Source organism: Pelagibacterium luteolum, assembly GCF_900100665.1.
Taxonomy (GTDB): Bacteria; Pseudomonadota; Alphaproteobacteria; order Rhizobiales; family Devosiaceae; genus Pelagibacterium; species Pelagibacterium luteolum.
In genome coordinates, this window is sequence record NZ_FNCS01000004.1 from 1 (window position 1) to 20,271 (window position 20,271).

Annotated in this window: 17 protein-coding genes and 2 pseudogenes; 8 read left to right on the forward strand and 11 right to left on the reverse strand. The window is 61.5% G+C overall.

Going from position 1 to position 20,271, the window contains the following annotated elements; genetic code table 11:
• The 11 genes and pseudogenes from BLR31_RS08730 to BLR31_RS08790 form a co-directional block, all read right to left on the reverse strand.
• On the reverse strand, nt 1-302 hold a 302-nt coding region (locus tag BLR31_RS08730), incomplete at its 3' end, for an IS91 family transposase (protein WP_176762583.1).
• A 4-nt stretch (nt 303-306) separates the two neighbouring features.
• On the reverse strand, nt 307-1,212 hold the full coding sequence (locus BLR31_RS08735; RefSeq protein ID WP_090594936.1) for a tyrosine-type recombinase/integrase: 906 nt from the start codon (nt 1,210-1,212) through the stop codon (nt 307-309).
• A gap of 623 nt (nt 1,213-1,835) precedes the next feature.
• A pseudogene (locus tag BLR31_RS22305) lies at nt 1,836-2,003 on the reverse strand (relaxase domain-containing protein); the annotation flags it as partial.
• A gap of 305 nt (nt 2,004-2,308) precedes the next feature.
• Nucleotides 2,309-2,731 (reverse strand): thioredoxin TrxC, encoded by a 423-nt coding sequence (gene trxC, locus BLR31_RS08755; RefSeq protein WP_090594950.1) that lies wholly within the window; start codon nt 2,729-2,731, stop codon nt 2,309-2,311.
• Nucleotides 2,732-2,783: 52 nt separating this feature from the next.
• Nucleotides 2,784-3,617, reverse strand: a complete 834-nt coding sequence (locus BLR31_RS08760; protein WP_244504992.1) for an SDH family Clp fold serine proteinase — start codon at nt 3,615-3,617, stop codon at nt 2,784-2,786.
• Nucleotides 3,617-4,369 (reverse strand): rhomboid family intramembrane serine protease, encoded by a 753-nt coding sequence (locus BLR31_RS08765; protein ID WP_090594955.1) that lies wholly within the window; start codon nt 4,367-4,369, stop codon nt 3,617-3,619. The genes BLR31_RS08760 and BLR31_RS08765 overlap by 1 nt, the downstream gene beginning before the upstream one ends.
• A gap of 36 nt (nt 4,370-4,405) precedes the next feature.
• On the reverse strand, nt 4,406-4,972 hold the full coding sequence (locus tag BLR31_RS08770) for an NADH dehydrogenase ubiquinone Fe-S protein 4 (protein ID WP_244504993.1): 567 nt from the start codon (nt 4,970-4,972) through the stop codon (nt 4,406-4,408).
• Nucleotides 4,969-6,108: an RNA polymerase sigma factor gene (locus tag BLR31_RS08775; protein ID WP_090594959.1), complete on the reverse strand. Its 1,140-nt coding sequence runs from the start codon at nt 6,106-6,108 to the stop codon at nt 4,969-4,971. Before BLR31_RS08775 ends, BLR31_RS08770 begins: the two co-directional genes overlap by 4 nt.
• A gap of 78 nt (nt 6,109-6,186) precedes the next feature.
• Complete coding sequence (locus tag BLR31_RS08780; RefSeq protein ID WP_090594962.1) at nt 6,187-9,093, reverse strand: ATP-dependent Clp protease ATP-binding subunit; 2,907 nt, start codon at nt 9,091-9,093, stop codon at nt 6,187-6,189.
• 63 nt (nt 9,094-9,156) lie between these two features.
• On the reverse strand, nt 9,157-10,989 hold the full coding sequence (gene ftsH / locus BLR31_RS08785; protein WP_090594964.1) for an ATP-dependent zinc metalloprotease FtsH: 1,833 nt from the start codon (nt 10,987-10,989) through the stop codon (nt 9,157-9,159).
• A 17-nt stretch (nt 10,990-11,006) separates the two neighbouring features.
• Complete coding sequence (locus BLR31_RS08790; RefSeq protein ID WP_090595621.1) at nt 11,007-11,435, reverse strand: MarR family winged helix-turn-helix transcriptional regulator; 429 nt, start codon at nt 11,433-11,435, stop codon at nt 11,007-11,009.
• A 201-nt stretch (nt 11,436-11,636) separates the two neighbouring features.
• Between BLR31_RS08790 and BLR31_RS08795 the strand changes: the two genes are divergently transcribed.
• The 8 genes and pseudogenes from BLR31_RS08795 to BLR31_RS08830 all read left to right on the forward strand — a co-directional run bounded on the left by BLR31_RS08795 (nt 11,637) and on the right by BLR31_RS08830 (nt 20,259).
• Nucleotides 11,637-12,062 carry an Hsp20/alpha crystallin family protein gene (locus tag BLR31_RS08795; RefSeq protein ID WP_090594967.1) on the forward strand — a complete coding sequence of 142 codons (426 nt, stop codon included), beginning with the start codon at nt 11,637-11,639 and terminating at the stop codon, nt 12,060-12,062.
• Nucleotides 12,063-12,076: 14 nt separating this feature from the next.
• Nucleotides 12,077-12,475 carry an Hsp20/alpha crystallin family protein gene (locus BLR31_RS08800; protein ID WP_090594970.1) on the forward strand — a complete coding sequence of 133 codons (399 nt, stop codon included), beginning with the start codon at nt 12,077-12,079 and terminating at the stop codon, nt 12,473-12,475.
• Between the two features lie 20 nt (nt 12,476-12,495).
• A complete protein-coding gene (locus tag BLR31_RS08805; protein ID WP_090594973.1) occupies nt 12,496-12,987 on the forward strand; it encodes an Hsp20/alpha crystallin family protein in 492 nt (163 codons plus the stop codon).
• A 115-nt stretch (nt 12,988-13,102) separates the two neighbouring features.
• Complete coding sequence (locus BLR31_RS08810) at nt 13,103-13,582, forward strand: phosphate-starvation-inducible PsiE family protein (RefSeq protein ID WP_090594976.1); 480 nt, start codon at nt 13,103-13,105, stop codon at nt 13,580-13,582.
• The gene (locus BLR31_RS08815) at nt 13,579-14,523 is read left to right on the forward strand and encodes a zinc metalloprotease HtpX (RefSeq protein WP_090594978.1); all 945 of its coding nucleotides are present in this window, start codon (nt 13,579-13,581) and stop codon (nt 14,521-14,523) included. The genes BLR31_RS08810 and BLR31_RS08815 overlap by 4 nt, the downstream gene beginning before the upstream one ends.
• Nucleotides 14,524-14,671: 148 nt before the next feature.
• Nucleotides 14,672-15,698 (forward strand): annotated as a pseudogene (locus BLR31_RS08820) (IS110 family RNA-guided transposase).
• Between the two features lie 580 nt (nt 15,699-16,278).
• On the forward strand, nt 16,279-17,856 hold the full coding sequence (locus BLR31_RS08825) for a trypsin-like peptidase domain-containing protein (RefSeq protein WP_244504994.1): 1,578 nt from the start codon (nt 16,279-16,281) through the stop codon (nt 17,854-17,856).
• A gap of 108 nt (nt 17,857-17,964) precedes the next feature.
• A complete protein-coding gene (locus BLR31_RS08830; RefSeq protein ID WP_090594984.1) occupies nt 17,965-20,259 on the forward strand; it encodes an ATP-dependent nuclease in 2,295 nt (764 codons plus the stop codon).
• Nucleotides 20,260-20,271: the final 12 nt, after the last annotated feature.

A 20,271-nucleotide genomic window follows, 5' to 3' on the forward strand; every position in this document is an offset into this window, starting at 1 on the left:
AGCGTGAACACGACGTGGAAGTAACCCACCGGCAGCAGGTTGGCCTGCTGGGCTTCCAGCCAGGCGCGTGCTGCAGCGCCCTGGCACCGCGGACAGTGCCGGTTGCGACACGAGTTATAGGCGATCCGCTGGTGCCCGCAGTCAGAACAGGCTTCAACGTGACCGCCGAGAGCTGCGGTGCGACAGGTCTCGATCGCAGACATGACCTTGAGCTGGTCCAGGCTCAGATGCCCGGCATGGGCAGCGCGATAGGCAGGCCCGGCCGCTCGGAAGATATCGGCGACCTCGATGGTGGCGCGCACTCACTCAGCCGTCTGGCGACTTGCCCTCCATAAGCGCCATCAGGCGATCAAGAGGGCCAGAGACCGCATGGATCGTTCGGGTGGACACCTTGGCGTAGAGCGCGGTCGTCTCGAGCTTGCTGTGTCCGAGCAAAACCTGGATGACGCGGATATCGGTGCCATCTTCGAGAAGGTGGGTGGCGAAGCTGTGCCGTAATGTGTGCGGACTGACACGCTTATGGATCCCGGCCACTTCGGCTGCTTCCTGCACCGCGCGATGCAGCTGTCGTGACGAGATCGGATCCGTGCGGCTACGCCCTGGAAACAGCCAGCCATGAGGCAGCATCACGCCACGCCGCTTTCCTTCGCGCCACCAAACACGCAAGAGTTCGAGGAGTTGCGGGGAGAGCATGGCGTTGCGGTCCTTGCGTCCCTTGCCCTGCTCGACGCGGATCAACATGCGGGTCGAGTCGATATCGTCGACCTTGAGATGCGCGACCTCTGAGACACGCAGGCCCGCGCCATAGGCGACACCAAGCGCCGCCTTGTACTTGATGCCTGGCGCCGCCTCGAGCAGACGTGCGGCTTCCTCCACGCTCAGAACGTCGGGCAGCTTGCGCGGATTGCGGGTGATCACCAGAGTGCGCGACAGATCTCGCCGGTTCAGCGTCACCGTGAACAGAAAGCGCAGCGCGGAAACCGTGCTGTTGATCGTCGCCGGACCCACACCGGTCTCATGCTGATGCAGTTGGTAATGCCGGATGTCTTGGGCGGTAGCGCTGTCGGGAGGACGCCCGAGGAAGGCAGCAAAGTTCCGGACGTGCCGAACATAATCCTGCTGCGTATGGGCACCCAGGCCCCGCATCACCATATCTTGCTGCATGCGCTGACGCAGCGGTGTGATCGGGGCATTGGTCTGAAACGTCGTCATGGTGAGTTCCTCCTGCTGAAAGGAACTCCATGTTCGGAGCACAGCCTCTAGCTGCCCAGAGCCTCAGACGAATCCATCAAGTCTCACCACGCGCGTCTCTCCCGCGCAGCGGGTTCGTGCATGAGGTCGGGAGTCGCCGTTTGCTGGTCTTCAAGTTTTATCGGGCTGTAGCGTGGAATCGGCGGTTTCGCATGCCGGTCGGTGGGTGTGCGGTGATCGGCGGCAATGTCGCGCTGTAGAGGGCAATCGGCGGTATCTGGCGCGCCATCCCTGTTCGAAACCGCGAACACCATTTGCCGAAAATTTGCCCTCAGTGATCGTACGGTGCAGCGCATGCGTGCTGCCAACGATGAGCACGCGCTTTTCACTGACGATGACGCGGCCAACACTGAGGTGCAGCTTGGCCACACGGGCGGCCAGGTAGGCGTGGAAGACAGCTCCGATGACCATATTGGAACTGCGCAGAAGAACACTATCAATGGCCCCTACCGTTCCATCCGCCCTCTTGGCAGATTCAGCACCAGGCAGTGGGCATGGAGGTCAACGTCGCTGAAAACCGATCCGTCTTCATGCTCAGCCGGACGGGCGTCATCATGCACTAACACAGCGGCGGAGAAGCTTACCTACTCCAGGGTGGCACCGCCCTTGCCGCGGCGCGCCCAGGCCGCAATACGGTCTGCGAAACCAAGGGTGCTGCGCACAGCCTCGATGAAAGCTTTCAGCAGGAGCTCTCGTTCCGCGTCGTTCGCCATGGCGTAGCGCAGAGAGAACGACTTTGGGGCCGACAGCGTGAGATCGAAGGCCGGCTAGCGATCGATGACGCGCCCGCCCTTGTTGGTAAGCAGGCTCGCTCCACGTTCGTCACCGCCGCGTACAAGCGGTCGAGAAGATCGAAGTCGATCGGCGCATCATCGCTCATGCCGAAGGCGCCATCCGGTGCATAACCGACAATGCTGGGCACGTCGATCCGTGAACATATCGTCACGAGCACGAACGCAGCAAAGACCAACAAGGCCGCACTTTCGACAAATCCAGTCGCGCTATGCATGTTCTTCTCCTAACGGCATGGCGCAGGGAGAGCCAATACCTGTAATCTCTAGACGTGCGAGCGTGCCCACTGCGCTATCTGCGCGGCAGGCATTGCACCACTCGTCCTCGCGATTTCCTTGCAGCTCCTGAACAGGATCATGGCGGGAATGCCACGGATCCCGTAGCGGCCGGCGATCTGCTGTTCGGCTTCCGTGTCGAGCTTGCCAAGGCGAAAACTTGGTTCGAGCGACTGCGCCGCCGCCTCGAATTGGGGCGTCATCATCTTGCATGGCCCGCACCACTCGGCCCAGAAATCGACCAGCATTGGCAGTTCGGCATTCGCATGGCGGTCAAAATTAGCCGCGGTGGGCGTGACGGGCATGCCTTGAAAGAGAGGCGCGCCGCAGCGTCCGCAATTGGGGTTGTCGCTCAGGCGCTCTTGCGGCACCCTGTTGGTGGAATTGCACTGCAGGCAAGCGACCGTGGGCATCCTGTATCCTTTCGTTGACGAGCCGCGCTCGGCGGCCGAATGATGCAAGCGTTCAGCGCGTGGATATGGCGCGGCGCGCCTCTCGCTGCCGCGGCTCGGGCAGGTATTCCACGCCACCGCCCTGGCGCCGAACCGGCTGCGGATAGAGCGTCATCAGCTCCAGTATTTCCTTGGGCATGTCCGTTCCAACGGGCAGGCCCATGTCGCGGGCCTCATCGGCAGAGATGGGATAGTCGTGGGTCCAGGTGCCCGTAGCCAGCTTCGCCGCCAGCGCCGCCGCGCGGTTCTCGTCCATCTTGTCGGACAGCAGACGTTTCGCGAATGCCTCGATCTGCGCAATGGCCTTGCGACCGACATCGGCCATGATCAGGGTCTGGTCGTCGATCTTGGCGATGGGCTTCTCGGCGACGACCTTGAGGAGCGAGGCAGCAGGCAACTGGCCAAGTTGCGGATCGACGGGTCCCAGCACGGAATGCTCGCACATCACGATCTCGTCGGCGGCAAGCGCGATCAACGTGCCGCCCGACATCGCGTAATGCGGCACGAACACGGTGACCTTGCCCTTGTGGCCCTGAATGGCCCGAGCGATCTGGGTTGCCGCCAGCACAAGGCCGCCCGGTGTATGCAGCACGATGTCGAGTGGCACTTCATCGTCGGTCATCTGGATCGCGCGCAGGACTTCCTCCGAGTCATTGACGTCGATGTAGCGCATCAGGGGGAATCCCAGCAGGTTCATCGTCTCCTGCCGATGGATCAGCAGGATGACGCGACTGGCACGCTTCTTCTCGATACTGGCGATCTTGCGTGCGCGCATCGCCTCAAGATATCTGCGCTGCAGAACCGGCTGCAGCGCCGAAATGATGAAGAACAGCCAGAAAAGCTGCATTATGTCCATGGACCTTGTCCTCCTTCCCGTCGGCCATCCGGCAGAAAGCCATAGATGCCCTCGTCGCGATAATAGTGGCGATAGACGTCGGCGCGCCTTCGCAGGAGTGGCGTTACAAGCCAACCGGCGAGGAACCCGCCGATATGCGCCCACCAGGCAACCCCGCCCGTGGCCGGATCGCTGCCGAGCGACAGGAAACCGGGAACGACCTGCATGAAGAACCAGATCATCGCGAAAATGACCGCGCGCACTTCGAAGAAGAGGGGAATGAACAGAATCGGCACGATCACCACCAGCCGAGCCGCCGGAAACATGCGTGCGTAGCAACCGATCACGCCCGCGATCGCCCCCGATGCGCCAAGCGCGGGAACGACTGAGCCGGGGTTCGCCAGCGCGTGAGCCAGTCCGGCTGCCACACCACAGAACAAATAGAACAGCGTGAATCTACCCGGTCCGAGCCGATCTTCGACGGCGGGGCCGAAGATCCAGAGCGTCCACATGTTCAAGATGAGGTGCAGCCAGCCCCCGTGCAGGAAGATGTTGGTCAGGAACGGGGTCCAGTCGGACGGGGCGACGAGGCTCAGTTGCCCGAAGAAGCGCGAGGGCACCAGCGCGAACTCGAACAGGAACCGGTCCAGCACGCGCGGAGGCAGGCTGATCTGATAGAGGAATGCGAGGACGTTCATGCCGATGACCGCCCATACGATGACGGGCGGGTAGCGGCGCGCTACGCTGTCAAGGTAGGGAAACAAGCGGCAGATCCTCGCTCGCGCTGGCCATTCCGTTCATTATTTTTTCCCGGCGATCGTCACGCCCGTCCAGGCTGGGGGATCGGAGGCCGGGAAGGATTCCAGACTGGCTTCGATCACTGGATCGAATTCCGCCTGTTCTTGCGACGACAGGTCCACCTGATCGACTGCGCGCCGGCGTCGGTGGTCCGTGCGACCCCGATCCAGGCGTGACGGTATGCGAAAGGCGTTCGGGGCGTCGGCTCCCTTGTAGAGGCGATGCCGCTCCTCTCCCCGCCAGCGGTCAGGCGCATGCCGGTGAGCCACGTCCTCACGCACGAAATAGCGCCAGTCCTGCCGCTCCGCGAATTCCACGGCGCTTTCGCGGTCGGGAAATTTCAGCCGGATCGAACGATAGGGATCGTTGCTGGAGGTATATCCCATCAGCGGCTCGACCTGCAGGGGCCGAGACGGCTCGAATTCCAGTATCCAGTAGTTGGGCCGCGGCGCCGACGTCATCGCGGAACGAGCCGGCCGGTAAATGATCGCGGTCGGAACGTCCCATGACCTCATGTTGGTCCCGGGTAGCGTCGGCGGAAAGGGTGGACGATTGTGTCCGCGCATCATGGTGCTTCCCCTCCGTTGTCCCCGAGAAAAGCGCGTTCCAGCCGAGCGCGATCCCGCAGGGGCTGTGGAATTCGCAACCTTCTCTGATGAGCACTCTCAAAAAGCGCATGAGCGGTATCGGAAGACTGACCTGAGTCACGCAGTTTATCGCGAATATAATCGCGCGCCGACTGGACGATCCGGGTCACGTCGTCTTGGGGAATGCCGAGAACGGAGGAGACTGTTTCAAGCGGGGTCTCGTTCAGATCGACAAGAAAAAGGGCCCGGCGCCAAAACGCCGGCAGACCGGCGATCGCCCGGTGAAAGGCCAGCGCCTCCTGCCGTTTCGCGACCGCCGCTTCGGGGTCGTCCCCACCTTCGTCGGCGACGATTTCCTCGAGCAGCAGCACGTCGTCGGGCTGGTAGAACTCGAACATCTCCTCATCAGACTCGGTAGGCTCTCCACCAGGCGCCTCGGGCGCTTCGTAGATCGATGCGGCATCCTCGGGCACCGCGCGGCGCGCAGCCTGCGCCTCGGCCTCGACGGTCTCAAAGACCAGTTGCGTCAGCCAGTCCCGGACGGAGAATTCGGTCGGCCGCCGCTCGAAGCGGTTGAGCCCGTTGAGGATCGTCGCATCGACGATATCGCCAACGCTCAGGTAGCCAGCCGGCACAGACCCGCTACACTCGAGATAGGTCAACTCGCGCCTGACGGTGTCGTAGACCGTATCGAGATGATCCTCGATCAGGTCGAAGAAGAGTTCACGCCGGTCCGCTTCCGCCGCATTCCGCGCCGACGGCAGCGGGGCGCCGATCCGGCGCCGGCGGGCTGGACGCTTGTATTCAGACTCGTGCTTGAGGCGCGCCACATGCCGGTCAACCCGCTGGCGCAGGTCGGCAAAGGCCTTGCGCAGGACAGGCTCGATCACGAACCCCTCTTCCTGTGCCGCGATCACGCCCGAGGGCAGTTGCAGGCGCAGGCTGACCTGGATGCGCGTCTTGCCGCTCGTCTGAGAGGCGACGACTTCGAGCCGGACGAGATCCTCGCGGAAGCGTACAAGATGCGGTTCAAGTTGCCGCACCTCTTCCTCGATGACCTCAGGCGCGCGCTGTTGCCCGTGCCGGTCAAGATTGCGAAATGCTCTGATGACTTTCATGCCGTATGACCTTGCTTGTCGCTTTTTGACGAAATGAGCCGGCGCGACCGTCATCGCGCCGGCCAGTCCTTCACGACGTCATCCGGTAGACTTATCGCCCTTGGACTGCTCCTTGTCATTGGCGTCGACTGGGACATCGGGCGTCGGAGCGTCCGCCTTGTTTTCGGCAACTGCGCTGGACTCGCCGATCCCGGCCTGGGCCGGATCGTCCGGGCTGTCGTCACCGGTGTCCCTTGCGATCTTTTCGAACACGACCTTCTGTTCGTCCGCTGACCAGGCGACGCGGACCTTGTCGCCATCCTCGATCCGCCCCGAGAGCAGTTCGCGAGCCAACTCGGTCTCCAGCTCCGACCGGATCAGCCGGCGCAGCTCGCGGGCACCGAATTCGGGACGGAAGCCGACCGCGCCGAAGTGATCCACGACGCTCACATCGAGTTCGAGTTCGACGCCCTGGGTAAGGGCGGTCCGCTTCACCCGGTTGAGCTGCAACTCGACGATCTGGCGGATCTCCGACTGATTCAGCGAATGGAAGACGATGATCTCGTCGATCCGGTTGATGAACTCTGGCCGGAAATGACCGCGCAACACCTCCATCAGTTCGGACTTCTGCTTTGCCTCGTCGAACTCCTTGGTGCCGCGTCTCTTGAGGTTACGCTGGATGATGTCCGAACCGAGGTTCGAGGTGGCGATGATGATGGTGTTAGTGAAGTCCACCACGCGACCCTTGCCATCTGTCAGGCGGCCATCGTCGAACACCTGAAGCAGGATGTTGTAGACATCGGGATGCGCCTTTTCGATCTCGTCGAGGAGCACGACCGAGTAGGGCCGACGGCGCACCTTCTCCGTCAGCTGCCCGCCTTCATCGTATCCGACGTAGCCCGGAGGTGCGCCAACCAACCGGGCAACCGAGTGGCGCTCGCCATACTCCGACATGTCGATACGGATCATCGCATCCTGGTCGCCGAAGATCACCTCGGCGAGCGTCTTGGCCAGTTCCGTCTTGCCAACCCCGGTTGGCCCGAGAAACAGGAAGGTCGCAGTCGGACCGGAACCTTCGCGCAGACCCGCACGCGCCAGGCGCACCGCATCAGCCACGGCGCGGATCGCTTCTTCCTGGCCGATGACGCGCTCGTGCAGCTTCTCCTCGAGCTTGAGGAGCTTGTCCTTCTCCTCGGTGGTCAGCTCCGTGACCGGAACGCCGGTGATCTTGGAGACGATCTGCGCGACGTGATCGGCGCGCACCTCGGCGGTCGCCGAAGCCTGGTCGCGCTTCCAGATTTCCAGAAGCTCGTCCAGCTCCTTCTGCTTCTGCTCCAGCTCCTTCTTCAGTTCTGCTGCCCGGTCGAATTGCTTGCGGGCTGCGGCATAGTCCTGCTCGCGCCTGATCTGCGCGGCTTCGGCCTCCAGTTCCTGGACTTCCACGGGGCGCGCCGTGGCGCTGATCTTCACCCGTGCGGCTGCCTGATCGATCAGGTCGATCGCCTTGTCGGGCATGAAACGGCCAGTGATGTAGCGATCAGAAAGCTCGGCCGCCGCGACGATGGCCTCGTCGGTGATCGTCACCTTGTGGTGCGCCTCCAGCGTGTCGCGCAGGCCGCGCAGGATCATGATGACCTGAGCTATCGTGGGTTCCTCGACATAAACCGGCTGGAACCGTCGCTCGAGCGCCGCGTCCTTCTCGATGTATTTCTGGTACTCGTTGAGCGTCGTTGCGCCGATCAGGTTCAGCTCGCCCCGCGCCAGCGCCGGCTTGAAGGTGTTGGCGATGTCGAGACCACCTTCGCCACCGCCCTGGCCAGCGCCGACGATGGTGTGGATCTCGTCGATGAACAGGACCAGGCTGTCCTTCTCCTCGGTGATCTCCTTGAGGATCTTCTGGACTCGCTCCTCGAACTCGCCGCGATACTTCGACCCGGCCACCATCGAGTTGATGTTGAGCTCGACCAGCCGCTTGTCGCGCAGCGCCTCGGGCACTTCGCCCGCGACGATCCGTTGTGCAAGTCCCTCGACGATGGCGGTCTTGCCCACGCCGGGCTCGCCGATCAGCACCGGGTTGTTCTTTTTCCGGCGGGCCAGCACTTCGATCGTCGTCTCGATCTCGCGGGCGCGGCCGATGACGGGATCGAGCTTGCCCTCGCGGGCGAGCTTCGTCAGGTCACGGCTGAACTGGTCGAGATCGGGCGTGCTGGAAGGCGCCGCCACGCGGCCTTCCTCGGCTCCCTTGCCCACGACCTTGGTCACCTGCTGGCGAAGCGCCTGCGGCGTCAATCCGTATTTGCGCAGCATCGACGCGGCCAGGCCTTCACCTTCCTCGGCAAGGCCGATCAGAAGGTGCTCGGGACCGACATAGGAATGGCCGAGCTCGTTCGAGGCGATGAAGGCCCGGTTCAGCGCGTCCTTAAGGCGAGGACTGACGCCAATTTCGCCTTCCGTCTTGGCGTCTCCACGCTTCGCTTCCTTGTCGATCTGGCGCCGCAGATCGTCCACATCGACCTTGAACTGTTCCAGGATCGTCTTGACGACGTCAGACGAGGTCAATGCCAGAAGCAGATGTTCGGTATCGACCTCGCTGCGCCCGAATTCCCCGGCCTTCTGCGCGGCATCCTGCAGCAGCTTGTTTCCCTGTTCGCTCAGCCGGTCGGCGATGGTGCGTCCGCCGCCGCGCCGCGATCCACGCCGCGGCGCGCCCTCGCCGAAAGTGGCGTCGACGACAGCGTCATCGCCATCACCCATGGAGCCGAGCGTGCCGCCTCGCAGCGGACTGTCCCCAAAAAGGCTGCCGAAACCGCTCTCGCCGAAGAATTCGTCAAGAAGGGAACGCCGTCCGAACAGGGACTCCAGCGGCGAGGCGCTGCGACCCGACCGGCGCGCCATTTCGCTGTAATGCTGGTCGCACAGCTCCATGTTCTGAACCCGGCCGTTCACCGAGGCGCGCACGCGCGCCGTCGCCGGGCGACCGCAAATATCGCAAGCTCCGTTTGCCATTCGTCTTCTCCGTTTCTTTATCCAGTCAGGGTTGTCCGCCGATCATCTGCGCCAGTGACAGTGTCACGCAGCGACCGCTTCCGTTCTTTTCACCTTGGACCCAATTGCCACAAGATCGGGCTCGTCCAGTGTCTCTCGTTGCAGGAGATCCTGCGCCGATTGCTCGAGAAGATCCAGATTGGATTCAAGAAGGGTGAGGGTGCGCTTGAAGACGCCATCCACGATGTCGCGCACCTTCGCGTCCATCCGCTCAGCAGTGGCGTCGCTGTAGCGGCGGTTCAGCCAGGACGACTGGTCGCCGGTGCCGAGAAAGCCGGGCCGATCGGTGTCGTAGCTGACATGCCCGAGGTCTTCGTCCATCCCGTACCGCGCGACCATGGCGCGGGCGATGTCGGTCGCCTTGACCAGATCGTCCGCCGCCCCGGTCGAGACATGATCGTAGATGATCTTCTCTGCTGCGCGCCCGCCAAGCAGGACTGCGATCTTGTTCTCGAGTTCCTCCCGCGTCATCAGGAAGCGGTCCTCGGTCGGGCGCTGGATGGTGTAGCCGAGCGCGCCAATCCCGCGCGGTATGATCGAGACCTTGTGCACCGGGTCCACCCCCGGCAAAGCCATCGCCACAAGCGCGTGCCCCATCTCGTGGTGCGCCACGATCTCGCGTTCGCGCGGATTGAGCACGCGGTTCTTCTTTTCCAACCCGGCGATGATGCGTTCCACCGCATTGTTGAAGTCGTCCATCGTCACCGCATCAGCCTTGCGGCGCGTGGCGAGCAATGCTGCCTCGTTGACGAGATTGGCAAGATCCGCGCCGGAAAAGCCGGGAGTAAGCGCTGCGACCTTCTCGGCATCGACGTCTGGGGCGAGCTTCACCTTTTTCATGTGAACGCCAAGAATCTGCACGCGTCCCTTCTTGTCGGGCCGGTCCACCAGCACCTGACGGTCGAAGCGTCCCGCACGCAGCAGCGCGGGGTCGAGAATCTCGGGTCGGTTGGTGGCGGCCAGGAGCACGATGCCCACTGAAGGGTCGAAGCCGTCGAGCTCGGTCAGAAGCTGGTTCAGCGTCTGCTCACGCTCATCATGGCCACCGGCGATCTGGCCGGAGGAGCGCGCCCTCCCAAGAGCGTCGAGTTCGTCGATGAAGATGATTGCCGGGGCCGATTTCCGGGCCTGCTCGAACAGGTCGCGCACCCGTGCGGCACCGACGCCCACGAACATCTCGACGAACTCTGATCCCGAGATCGAAAAGAAGGTCACGCCGGCCTCGCCTGCCACCGCGCGCGCCAGAAGCGTCTTGCCGGTTCCCGGCGGCCCGACGAGCAATATGCCTTTGGGGATATGTGCGCCCAGCTTTCCGTATTCGGCGGGGTTCCTGAGGAACTCCACGACCTCCTCGAGCTCGGCCTTGGCCTCGTCCACACCGGCCACGTCGGCGAAGCTGACGCCGGTTTCCTTTTCCATGTAAACTTTGGCCTTGCTGCGGCCGACCTGCATGAACCCGCCGAAGCCCTGCTTGTCGGCGAACTTGCGGAACAGCAGCATCCAGATTCCGAAGAAGACAAGCGCTGGCGCCACCCAGGAAATCAGCGTGCCGAGAAAAGTGTTCTGAGGAACACCCGTGATCTCGACGCCGGAGCGGTCGATCCGCTGCAGGATCGCGGGATCCACGACCGTCGTCACGAACTGGCTCTTGCCGTCGACGGGTTCGGTGAAGGTGCCGGTGATGGTGTCTGACCCGACCGCGACCGACGCGACCCTGCCGTCCTCGAGATAGGTTTCGAATTGGCTGTAGCTGATGGGAGCCACGGATTGCCAGCCGGCGATCAGATCCTGGATGAAGATCACGGCTATGAAAGCCATCACCCAGTACCAGATGTTGTATTCGGTCTTCTTTTCCATACGGCTTTTCCTTTTCCCTAGCGCCCGAGCCGCGCCCTGATCCGCTCGAGCAGCGCCAGCAGAATGCGCCTCTCGTCCGCCGACAGATCCTGCAGGATTTCATCTTCGAGCGCCGATTGCCGCGGCGCGAGTTCCTCCAGCATCGCCCTGGCCTTTGGCGTTGCCGTGACGATCTGCGCCCGTCGGTCGTCGGGTGACGCCCACCGCTCTACCCAACCGCCCTGTACCATGCGATCGACGAGCTGGCCCGCAGTGGCCCGGCCCACCTCCAGCCGCCCGGCCAGATCGCCGATGGTCAGCCCGGGCGAATCCTCGACATGTGCCGCCCCCATCCAGGACAGGCGGGTCAGGCCGCTGTCGCCAATCTCGTTGTCGATCCGCTGCTGGATGAGCTGCGCGACCCGGTGGATCGTCGTCCCGATCAGGGCAAGATCAGAAGTGATCAAGGGTATCGTTCCTCCGTCTGCATGAGAAACAGGATAGACTGCGGTCCACCCAAAGTGCAATGCAAGCATCATATATGCTTGCATAATAGATGGATCCGCCTATCTTGATGGGCGGTCTCCGAACCGACATCCAGCCGGCACCGTTGCCCGGTCGGACCATGCCGCCGGTTCGGGGGCATGGTCGGCAACAGGAGGCCAGCAATGCTCTATCCGACATATCTGCGCCGCAGCGATCCCTTCGCGCTGATGCGCTCCATGATGCGCGATCTCGACCGCGGCTTCTGGCCCCCGTCCCGCGCGGCGTTCCCGGCGGTGAATGTGTGGCAAGGCTCTGAGGCCGTTGCCCTCACCGCTGAACTTCCCGGCATCGAACCGGGCGACATTGAAATTTCGGTCAAGGACAACGTCCTGACGCTGTCGGGCGAACGCAAGGTGCCCGAGGTTCCCGAAGGTGCGCGCTGGCACCGCAACGAACGCGGTTATGGCAAGTTTTCCCGCGCTATCCGCCTGCCATTCACGGCTTCGGATGACAAGGCCGAGGCGAGGGTGACGAACGGCGTATTGCGGATCGTCATTTCCCAGCCCGAGGAAACGAGGAAGAAGAAAATCGAGATCAAAGCGGCCTGAGAGGAGCTGGAACGATGAGCACCGACATCACGCAGGTCACCGAAAAGACGCCGACCGACACGCCCGAGACCATCGGTGGCGGCCGCATTTACCGCCCGCTGACCGATATCGTCGAAACCGATCAGGGTGTCTCCATGATGCTCGAAATGCCTGGGGTCGCCGCCGATGCGGTCGAAATCACGCTTGAAAACCGCGTGCTGACGATCCGCGGCAAGGTTAAGCCGGTGCGGCCAGAAAACCTGGAACTGGCCTATGATGAATATGGCGAGGACGATTTCGAGCGTGCCTTCACGCTTTGGGACGATTTCGGCCCCGACAGGATCGAAGCCGAAATGCGTGGAGGCGTCCTCGATTTGACGCTCCCCCGAGCCCCTGAGTCGCAGCCGAAAAGGATCGCCGTCAAGGGCGCCTGAAAACCGAAGGAGACCACATCATGCAGATCAAAGACCTCATTCCCTGGGCTCGCAAGGACGGCACGCCAGATGCCAAGAGCGTCGAAGACAACCCGATAGCGACACTCCAGCGCGAAATGAACCATGTGTTCGAGAACTTCTGGAACCGGGTCGGTCATTTCGAATGGCCCTTTGGCAGCGGCGAGGCGAAATCCGACGTGGTAGAGACAGACAAGGCGATCGAAGTGTCGATCGAGCTGCCGGGCATGGAGATGAAGGACATCGAGGTAACGGTCAACGATGACATGTTGACTGTGAAGGGGGAGAGGAAGATCGAGCGCCAGGAGGAGAAAAAGGGATACTACCTCTCCGAGCGCAGCTACGGCGCGATCTACCGGACAATTCCGCTCCCGCCCGGTGTGGATGGCGAAAAGGCGCAAGCATCTTTCAAGAACGGGGTTCTGACGATCAAGCTGCCCCAGACTCCCGAGGCGCAGGCCAAGGTCAAGCGCATCGAAGTCAAGAACGGCTGATTTGCCACATGGGGTGTCGCCGGCTTGCGGCGTCCCCTTCGCTCCGTGCGATATCGCACCGTCTGGCAAAGCCCCGGGGAGCTTGTCTCTCCAGGGCGGCTCTCGAGAGGCAATCATGAAAGACTGGCAGCGATCTGGGCTGACCCGTGAACAATGGTCGGCGATGACGCTCTACGAGAAGTTCGAGCAAGTTGTCATCCTCGTCCTCAGCGTCATCATTGCGGCGGTCGTGGTGGCGTCGGTCTGGGCGCTGATGCGCGAAGTCGTGAACCGCTTGCTTCTGGGGGCGTTCGAAACTCTCGACTACGCCACCTTCCAGGTGGTGTTCGGCATGATCTTCACCGTGGTGATCGCGCTCGAGTTCAAGCGCTCCCTTCTTGTTGCGACCGAGCGCAGCTTCGGGATCCTCCAGGTCCGCACGATCGTGCTGATCGCGCTCCTCGCCATCGCGCGCAAATTCATCATCCTGGACCTCGGCGAGACGGAATCATCCAAGATTGCCGCACTCGCGGGCGCGGCGCTTGCGCTCGGCGCTGTCCACTGGCTGGTGCGCGATCAGGACCGGCGTGAACTCGGAGGCCACGAGACGCGATGACCGCGGCCTCCGCCAGCCACCGCCTGCTCAATTTCGTGCAATCGGCGCTGCTGCTCGGGCTCATGGCCGCGATCGCCTGGATCGCGGTGACAGCGATCGTCGGACCCGAGACCGGTCTCCTCATGGCGCTCGCGATGGTCGGGGGTCTCCTGTTTGCGCCCGCGCTGCCACGCCGGCTCCTCCTCTCGGCCTATCAGGCGCAGCGGCTCACCGGTCGTGATGCCCCCGGTCTCGTCGCGGCCCTGGCCGAACTCGCCCGCAGGGCCGGGCTGCAGCGCGCGCCGGCGCTTTATCGCGTGCCGAGCCGGCTGCCGAACGCCTTCGCCCTGGGCAGCCCCGAGGACAGCGCCATCTGCGTCACCGACGGTCTGCTCAACCTGCTCGACGGCCGAGAACTCGCCGCGGTTCTGGCGCATGAGATCGGGCATATCGCCAACCGCGACCTGTGGATCATGAGCCTCGCAGACATGATGTCGCGCCTCGTCTCGCTGGCAAGCTGGCTCGGACAGTTGCTTCTACTCCTCAACCTGCCTCTGGTCCTGGCAGGCATGGTCCATGTGCCTTGGCATGTCGTGATTCTCCTTGTCTTCGCGCCCACCCTCATGACGCTGGTCCAACTCGGCCTTTCGCGGACGCGCGAGTACGACGCCGACCGCGCCGCCGCAGAGCTGACCGGCGATCCGGAGGGGCTCGTGCGCGCGCTCGTCAAGCTCGAACGCCGGGTCGGTCGGTTCTGGGAGGAGATCCTTCTGCCCGGCCGCCGCATTCCGGAGCCCTCGTTGCTCAGGACGCATCCCCCGACCGAAAGACGAATCCGCCGCCTCCGGGACCTGGTCACAGGTCGCACGACCCCGATCCCCGCCCTTGTCGGCTACCCGACCGCAAGGATACTGCTGGGAGGGACACCGCCTCGGTTCCATTGCCTTGGGCTCTACTGGTAGGCCTGCAGGGAAGCTGGATCGCCCAAGAGAACGACGACCTGTCAGAAGGCAGGTCTGCCAGAGATGGGGTGGATGCCGCTCTCCCCTGACGGCATCGCGATGTGCCAAACTCGTGGTGTCGAAGCACAAGCTGAAGGAGAGGGCATCCATGGGAGAAGTTACCATCATCGGCGTCGATGGCAAAGAACGTGTTCCAGGTTCATGGGGCCGCTGCGGACGGATCCGTCGTCTATCGCAAGAAGTTGTCGCGGCCGCAATTTGCGCGGTTCATGGCGGACCAGCCGCCGTGCCTGGTGGCGATGGAGGCCTGCGCCAGCGCGCACCATTGGGCGCGGGAAATGGCCCGGCACGGGCATGAGGTCCGGCTGATCGCGCCCCATTACGTCAAGCCGTTCCTCAAACGGCAGAAGAATGACGCGGCGGATGCGGAAGCGATCGTCGAGGCGGCCCTGCGGCCGACCATGCGTTTCGTCGAACCGAAATCCGCCGACCAGCAGGCGCGAGCCGTCGCATTCCGCACGCGCGAACAGCTTGTGAAGCAGCGCACCGAGGCCGTGAACGCCCTGCGGTCGCATCTCTACGAATTCGGCCATATCGCCCCGGAGGGGATCGGCTACCTGCCACGCCTCGCCAAGGTCGTCGTTGATCTCAGCACCGATTTGCCCGAGCTGGCCCGGGACATCTGCCGCATGCTCCTTGACCAGATCGCCCAGCTCACCGGGCGGATCGATGCGCTGAAGGCCCGGATCGCGGCAATATCGCAGGAAGCGGATCTGCCGCGCCAGCTGCAGACGATGCCGGGCGTGGGTCCGATCACTGCACTCGCGGTCGAGACCTTCGCTCCGCCGATGGAGCAGTTCAGGCGTGGGCGGGACTTCGCCGCCTGGCTCGGCCTGGTGCCGCGCCAACACTCCAGCGGTGGCAAGCAGAAGCTCGGGAAGACCTCGAAGATGGGGCAACGCGACATCCGGCGATTGCTGGTGATCGGGGCGACCGCCGTAATCCGCTGGGCCGCGCGTCGCGGTGCGCCGAAAGGGTCGTGGCTGGCGCGGATGCTGGAACGCAAACCGATCCCGGTCGTGGCCGTGGCACTGGCGAACAAGATGGCGCGGGGCATCTGGGCGATGCTGACGCGCGGTGAAAGCTATCGTGGTCCGGTGCTGATCGGCGCCTGATACGGCGTCGAAGGGGCATCGGGCCACCGAGTTGTGAGGAAGGCATGATCTGAATGGGCAAATGATCGACATGATCCGGGTCGGGAAAACCAGAAACCTTCTCCGAGCCTCGAGCTCGCTCTTGGAGATGTGGCCCCGCTCCGCGCATCACCATCCCGGCCAGCGGCGCCAATCAGCCGCACGAACAGGCCTGACAAAAGACCGCACTCGATCACATGTCCAGAAGATCAGAAATTCCTTGCAAACCGAGCGGCATCCACAAAAGAAGGTTGGATATCAGGCCCCTCCCCTCCGGCAGGTGGCACCACGATGCCTGCCGGGCCGAAGCCGACGAAACAGAGAACTACATCTACGCTATAGCCCTCCAAGACGATACCTAGAAACAGAATCTAACACGCGGAAATCGTCAATCGGCGTGACATACGGTCTAGATGACTCCTCCGAGAGTTGATAGATTTGCTTCACGAGGTCTCCCCTCGCATACGCGCTGTAGTAACTGCGGCGTAAGAGCTAATGTCTGCACATATCGTGCGCGCCATATCGACAATGCGACACATGGCGTGATTGGAAGGGAGACCTCGTGCCGCCGTCCTTTTTTGGTATCCCCGTCGTTCGGGTCGCAATTCCTCCCGAACTGGCTAGTGAGGCGGCGCTTCTTACCTATTTGGGCGTGTCGGCTAAAGAACTGAAAAAGATCTGGTGGTTTCGTGGTCGCATGTACCACCAATTTGAGATCGCCAAGGGGAACGGCAAGTCCAGAATCATCAATGCGCCCGACAAGCGCCTCAAATACCTTCAGCGGAAGATCGCGGCGCTGCTTGGCCAGCTCTATCGCGTCCGGAATCCGGTCCATGGTTTTGTCGCTGGAAAATCCGTGAAGACCAATGCGTTAGCGCATCTGCGCAAGCGCTTTGTGCTCAACATCGACCTGAAGGATTTCTTTCCCTCGATCACCGAAAATCGGATCATCGGCGTCCTCGAATCACTTGGCATCGACAGTCGGGTGGCAAGCATCATTGGCCGACTGTGCTGTCACAACTCTCACTTACCGCAAGGCGCGCCCACGAGTCCCGTCCTCTCCAACATGATCTGCTTTCGTTTAGATAAGGAGCTACTCGCCTTCGCGAAGGCGTCGCGATGTATCTATACGCGCTACGCGGACGACATCACGCTTTCGAGCCACCAGCCAATGACGGCGCTGTTCGAGGCGGTCCCACCCTCGGGACATTTCGCCCCCGATCTGCTTGCACCAGCTTTCCGCAATATCATCGTTACCAACGGATTTGCGATAAACCCCCACAAAGCACACTATGCCGACCGGCACTCGCGTCGAACAGTTACGGGGCTTAAGATTAACGAGCTTCTCAATGTTGATCGCCGCTATGTCCGGAATATTCGTGCAGCACTCTATTCAGTGGAGACTCTGGGAAAGAAAACTGCGCAGAAGAAATTTGAGAGCAATCATGGCGGCACATCCGATCTAGGTAAACATCTTGAGGGAAAAATCATTTGGCTCCGACACATCCGGGGCCAATCTGACCCTGTATTTCGATCGATCGCGGTTCGATTCAACGCTAGTTTCACGGAGCGTAAGATCGAGGTGACACCGACTGCGGCTGAGGTCCGCGACAGAGCTGTATGGGTTGTCGAGCATTTCGAGGGCGAAATGGCGCAGGGAAGCGCCTTCTTCCTCAAGGATGTCGGCTTAGTCACTGCTGCCCATTGCGTCGCGGGCGTGGAAGAAGTCGAGGTCTACCATCCGAGCAAGCCGTCTAACGCCTTCAAAGCGAAAGTACTCAAGCGCGACGAGCCTCGTGACCTTGCTATTCTCGAACATGCAATCCCGCCTACCGAGTATTTCGAACTTGAGCAGTCGAACCATTCCGTCGTGGTCGGTGAAGGGCTGGTTGCTGTCGGATATCCAAGCTTTGGCCCAGGCGACAGGCTAAATGTCCGGGACGGGAAGGTGAGTTCGCTGCCTGTCAAACATGGTGTCAAGCTGATCGAGGTGACACAGAAGCTGTCGCAAGGAATGTCCGGCGGCCCTCTCCTCGACCATAAGGATGCGGTAGCGGGAATCATTCATAAAGGTGGCCCAAGTGAAGGTCGGGACTTCGCTATCCAGATTGAGATGCTGAACGATTGGCTCGCCGAATAACTTCGAGGATGGACAAGGGGAAGACGTTCGATGCTCACCACCGATACGGTGTGTGTTTAATATTCACAGGCAGGGAGGCATCCGATAGTCTTCGTTGTGGGGGGAACGATGCACCTACATTCCTATCGATTAAGAAATTTTCGGCGACTTCGGGACGTGCATGTCGAGCTTGCGTCCGACATCTCCATTTTTGTTGGGGCGAATAATAGCGGAAAAACCTCCGCGACGCAGGCGATGCAGATGTTTCTCGCGGGCGGTAAAGATGCTTTCTCACTGTACGATTTTAGCTCGCACGCTTGGCCGCTGCTTGATGAGATCGGCGAACGAGAGGCCGAGGTCAGCGAGGCTGAGTTTCCAACCATCTCGCTCGATCTTTGGTTCGAGGTGGGAGCCGAAGACCTTTATCTCGTAATCCCCATTCTGCCTTCGACCGCTTGGGCCGGGACGCTTGTGGGCATACGCGTCGAACTCGCGCCCAAAAACATCACCGAATTGATCCAGCGGTACCACACCGCTCGCGACGATGGCCGGGCGAAAGCGGCGGCGCTGGTCGGTGGCGCGGGCGATTATGTGCCTTGGCCAAAATCGCTATCGGCTTACCTGCTTAAAGAACTGAGGCACGAGTATGAGCTGCGATACTACGTCCTCGACCACACACAATTTGATGCGAAATTTCAGGCAGTGGAAGGGTATCATCCGCTGCCGTTGGGTAATGAGCCGGGCGGCAATGCTGTACTAAAATCTCTCATCAAGGTCGATTTTCTGAATGCGCAGCGGCACCTCGCGGACCCATCAACTGCTTCCGGTGGAGGCCGTTCGGAAGATTTGTCGAAGCGTCTGAGCCGCTTCTATCAACGAAATCTCGATCAACGCCAGGACGACCATCAGGCACTCAAAGCGCTGTTCGAGTCTGAGGTGGGCCTCGACAAGCATCTCGCGGAAGTTTTCAAAGGCACGTTGGAGCGGTTGGGACGTTTAGGTTATCCCGGCCTAAATAATCCAAGGCTCGAAATCAAATCGGCCCTGAACCCCGCGTCCATCATGACGCAGGATGCACGCGTTCACTACATTGTGGGCGAAGCCGCGCAGACGATCATGCTGCCCGACACCTACAATGGGCTCGGCTTCAAAAACCTGATCTATATGGTGGTCGAGGTGCTCGATCTTCAGGAGCGCTGGAAAGCCGAAGAGGAGAAGCGTGCGCCTCTCCATCTCATATTCATCGAGGAGCCGGAAGCACACCTTCACGCCCAACTCCAGCAGGTTTTCATTCGGAACATCCTCGACTTATTGGTCATTCCGGGCGAGGCTGGAGGATCGTTCGCCACACAAGCGGTTATTACGACGCACTCGCCGCACATCCTCTACGAGCGCGGCTTTCAGCCGATCCGCTACTTCCGGCGTGATCTGGTCGGAAACGATCAAGTCACTGAAGTGCTCAACCTCTCCGCATTCTATGCGCAGGAAACCGAACACCGCGATTTCCTGCAACGGTATCTGAAACTCACCCACTGCGATTTGTTCTTCTCTGACGCCGCTGTGCTGGTGGAGGGCAATGTCGAGCGACTGCTGCTCCCGATCATGATATCAAAGGCGGCGACATCGTTACGATCCTCCTGCATCTGCATTCTGGAGGTCGGCGGTGCCTTCGGCCACAAATTCAAATCGCTGATTGAATTCCTCGGGATCGTCACACTGATTATCACCGACGTGGACAGCGTTATCTTGTTGCCTGCTGATCATGACGGCGATGATGACGACGATGACGAGCTTGAAATCGAAGTCGAGGCCCTTGAGGTGGACGCTGCCAACAACTTCGATGAATTACTCGGTGGGGATGCTCCGGCCGCACAAGTTGGCGATGTCGCCGACCTAGCGCCCGCCCGTCGTTACGGAAAAAAATGCCTGCCCGGTGTAGTCGGGGCAGTTACGTCCAACCAGACCCTCGTAAAATGGCTTCCGGCCAAGCTGTCGATAGACGATCTCTTCGCGGCAACGGAGCCAGAGAAAGAAACCCCGGCGGATGTGACGCCCCGTGTCCGCGTGACGTATCAGACGCCCGTTCCAATCGCATGGAATGGTCAGAACGTGGAGCTGGCTGGTCGGACTTTGGAAGAAGCCTTCGGGCTGGAAAACGCCGAGTGGTGCCAGAGTGCGGAGCAGAGGAAATTGGGGCTACGCCTACGCGGGGCGCTGGCGGACCCGGCAGCGTTGGCGACCGGGCTTCACAAAAGGGTCAGCGGCGATAAGTTCGACAAGACCAAGTTTGCGCTTGGAGTGCTTACGGCTCGACCGGAAGAGTGGCAGGTTCCGAAGTACATCCGTGATGGTCTGATTTGGCTTAAGGCGCAGGTCGATCTCGAAGTTGAGGCCGAAATGGAAGGTGGTGTGGTCGGTGAGTAGCCGCGCGCAACA

Coding starts and splice junctions, on each gene's coding strand:
- BLR31_RS08735 (WP_090594936.1), bottom strand. CDS start 1,212: ATGACGACGTTTCAGACCAATGCCCCGATCACACCGCTGCGTCAGCGC.
- trxC (WP_090594950.1), bottom strand. CDS start 2,731: ATGCCCACGGTCGCTTGCCTGCAGTGCAATTCCACCAACAGGGTGCCG.
- BLR31_RS08760 (WP_244504992.1), bottom strand. CDS start 3,617: ATGCAGCTTTTCTGGCTGTTCTTCATCATTTCGGCGCTGCAGCCGGTT.
- BLR31_RS08770 (WP_244504993.1), bottom strand. CDS start 4,972: ATGATGCGCGGACACAATCGTCCACCCTTTCCGCCGACGCTACCCGGG.
- BLR31_RS08775 (WP_090594959.1), bottom strand. CDS start 6,108: ATGAAAGTCATCAGAGCATTTCGCAATCTTGACCGGCACGGGCAACAG.
- BLR31_RS08780 (WP_090594962.1), bottom strand. CDS start 9,093: ATGGCAAACGGAGCTTGCGATATTTGCGGTCGCCCGGCGACGGCGCGC.
- ftsH (WP_090594964.1), bottom strand. CDS start 10,989: ATGGAAAAGAAGACCGAATACAACATCTGGTACTGGGTGATGGCTTTC.
- BLR31_RS08795 (WP_090594967.1), top strand. CDS start 11,637: ATGCTCTATCCGACATATCTGCGCCGCAGCGATCCCTTCGCGCTGATG.
- BLR31_RS08800 (WP_090594970.1), top strand. CDS start 12,077: ATGAGCACCGACATCACGCAGGTCACCGAAAAGACGCCGACCGACACG.
- BLR31_RS08805 (WP_090594973.1), top strand. CDS start 12,496: ATGCAGATCAAAGACCTCATTCCCTGGGCTCGCAAGGACGGCACGCCA.
- BLR31_RS08810 (WP_090594976.1), top strand. CDS start 13,103: ATGAAAGACTGGCAGCGATCTGGGCTGACCCGTGAACAATGGTCGGCG.
- BLR31_RS08815 (WP_090594978.1), top strand. CDS start 13,579: ATGACCGCGGCCTCCGCCAGCCACCGCCTGCTCAATTTCGTGCAATCG.
- BLR31_RS08830 (WP_090594984.1), top strand. CDS start 17,965: ATGCACCTACATTCCTATCGATTAAGAAATTTTCGGCGACTTCGGGAC.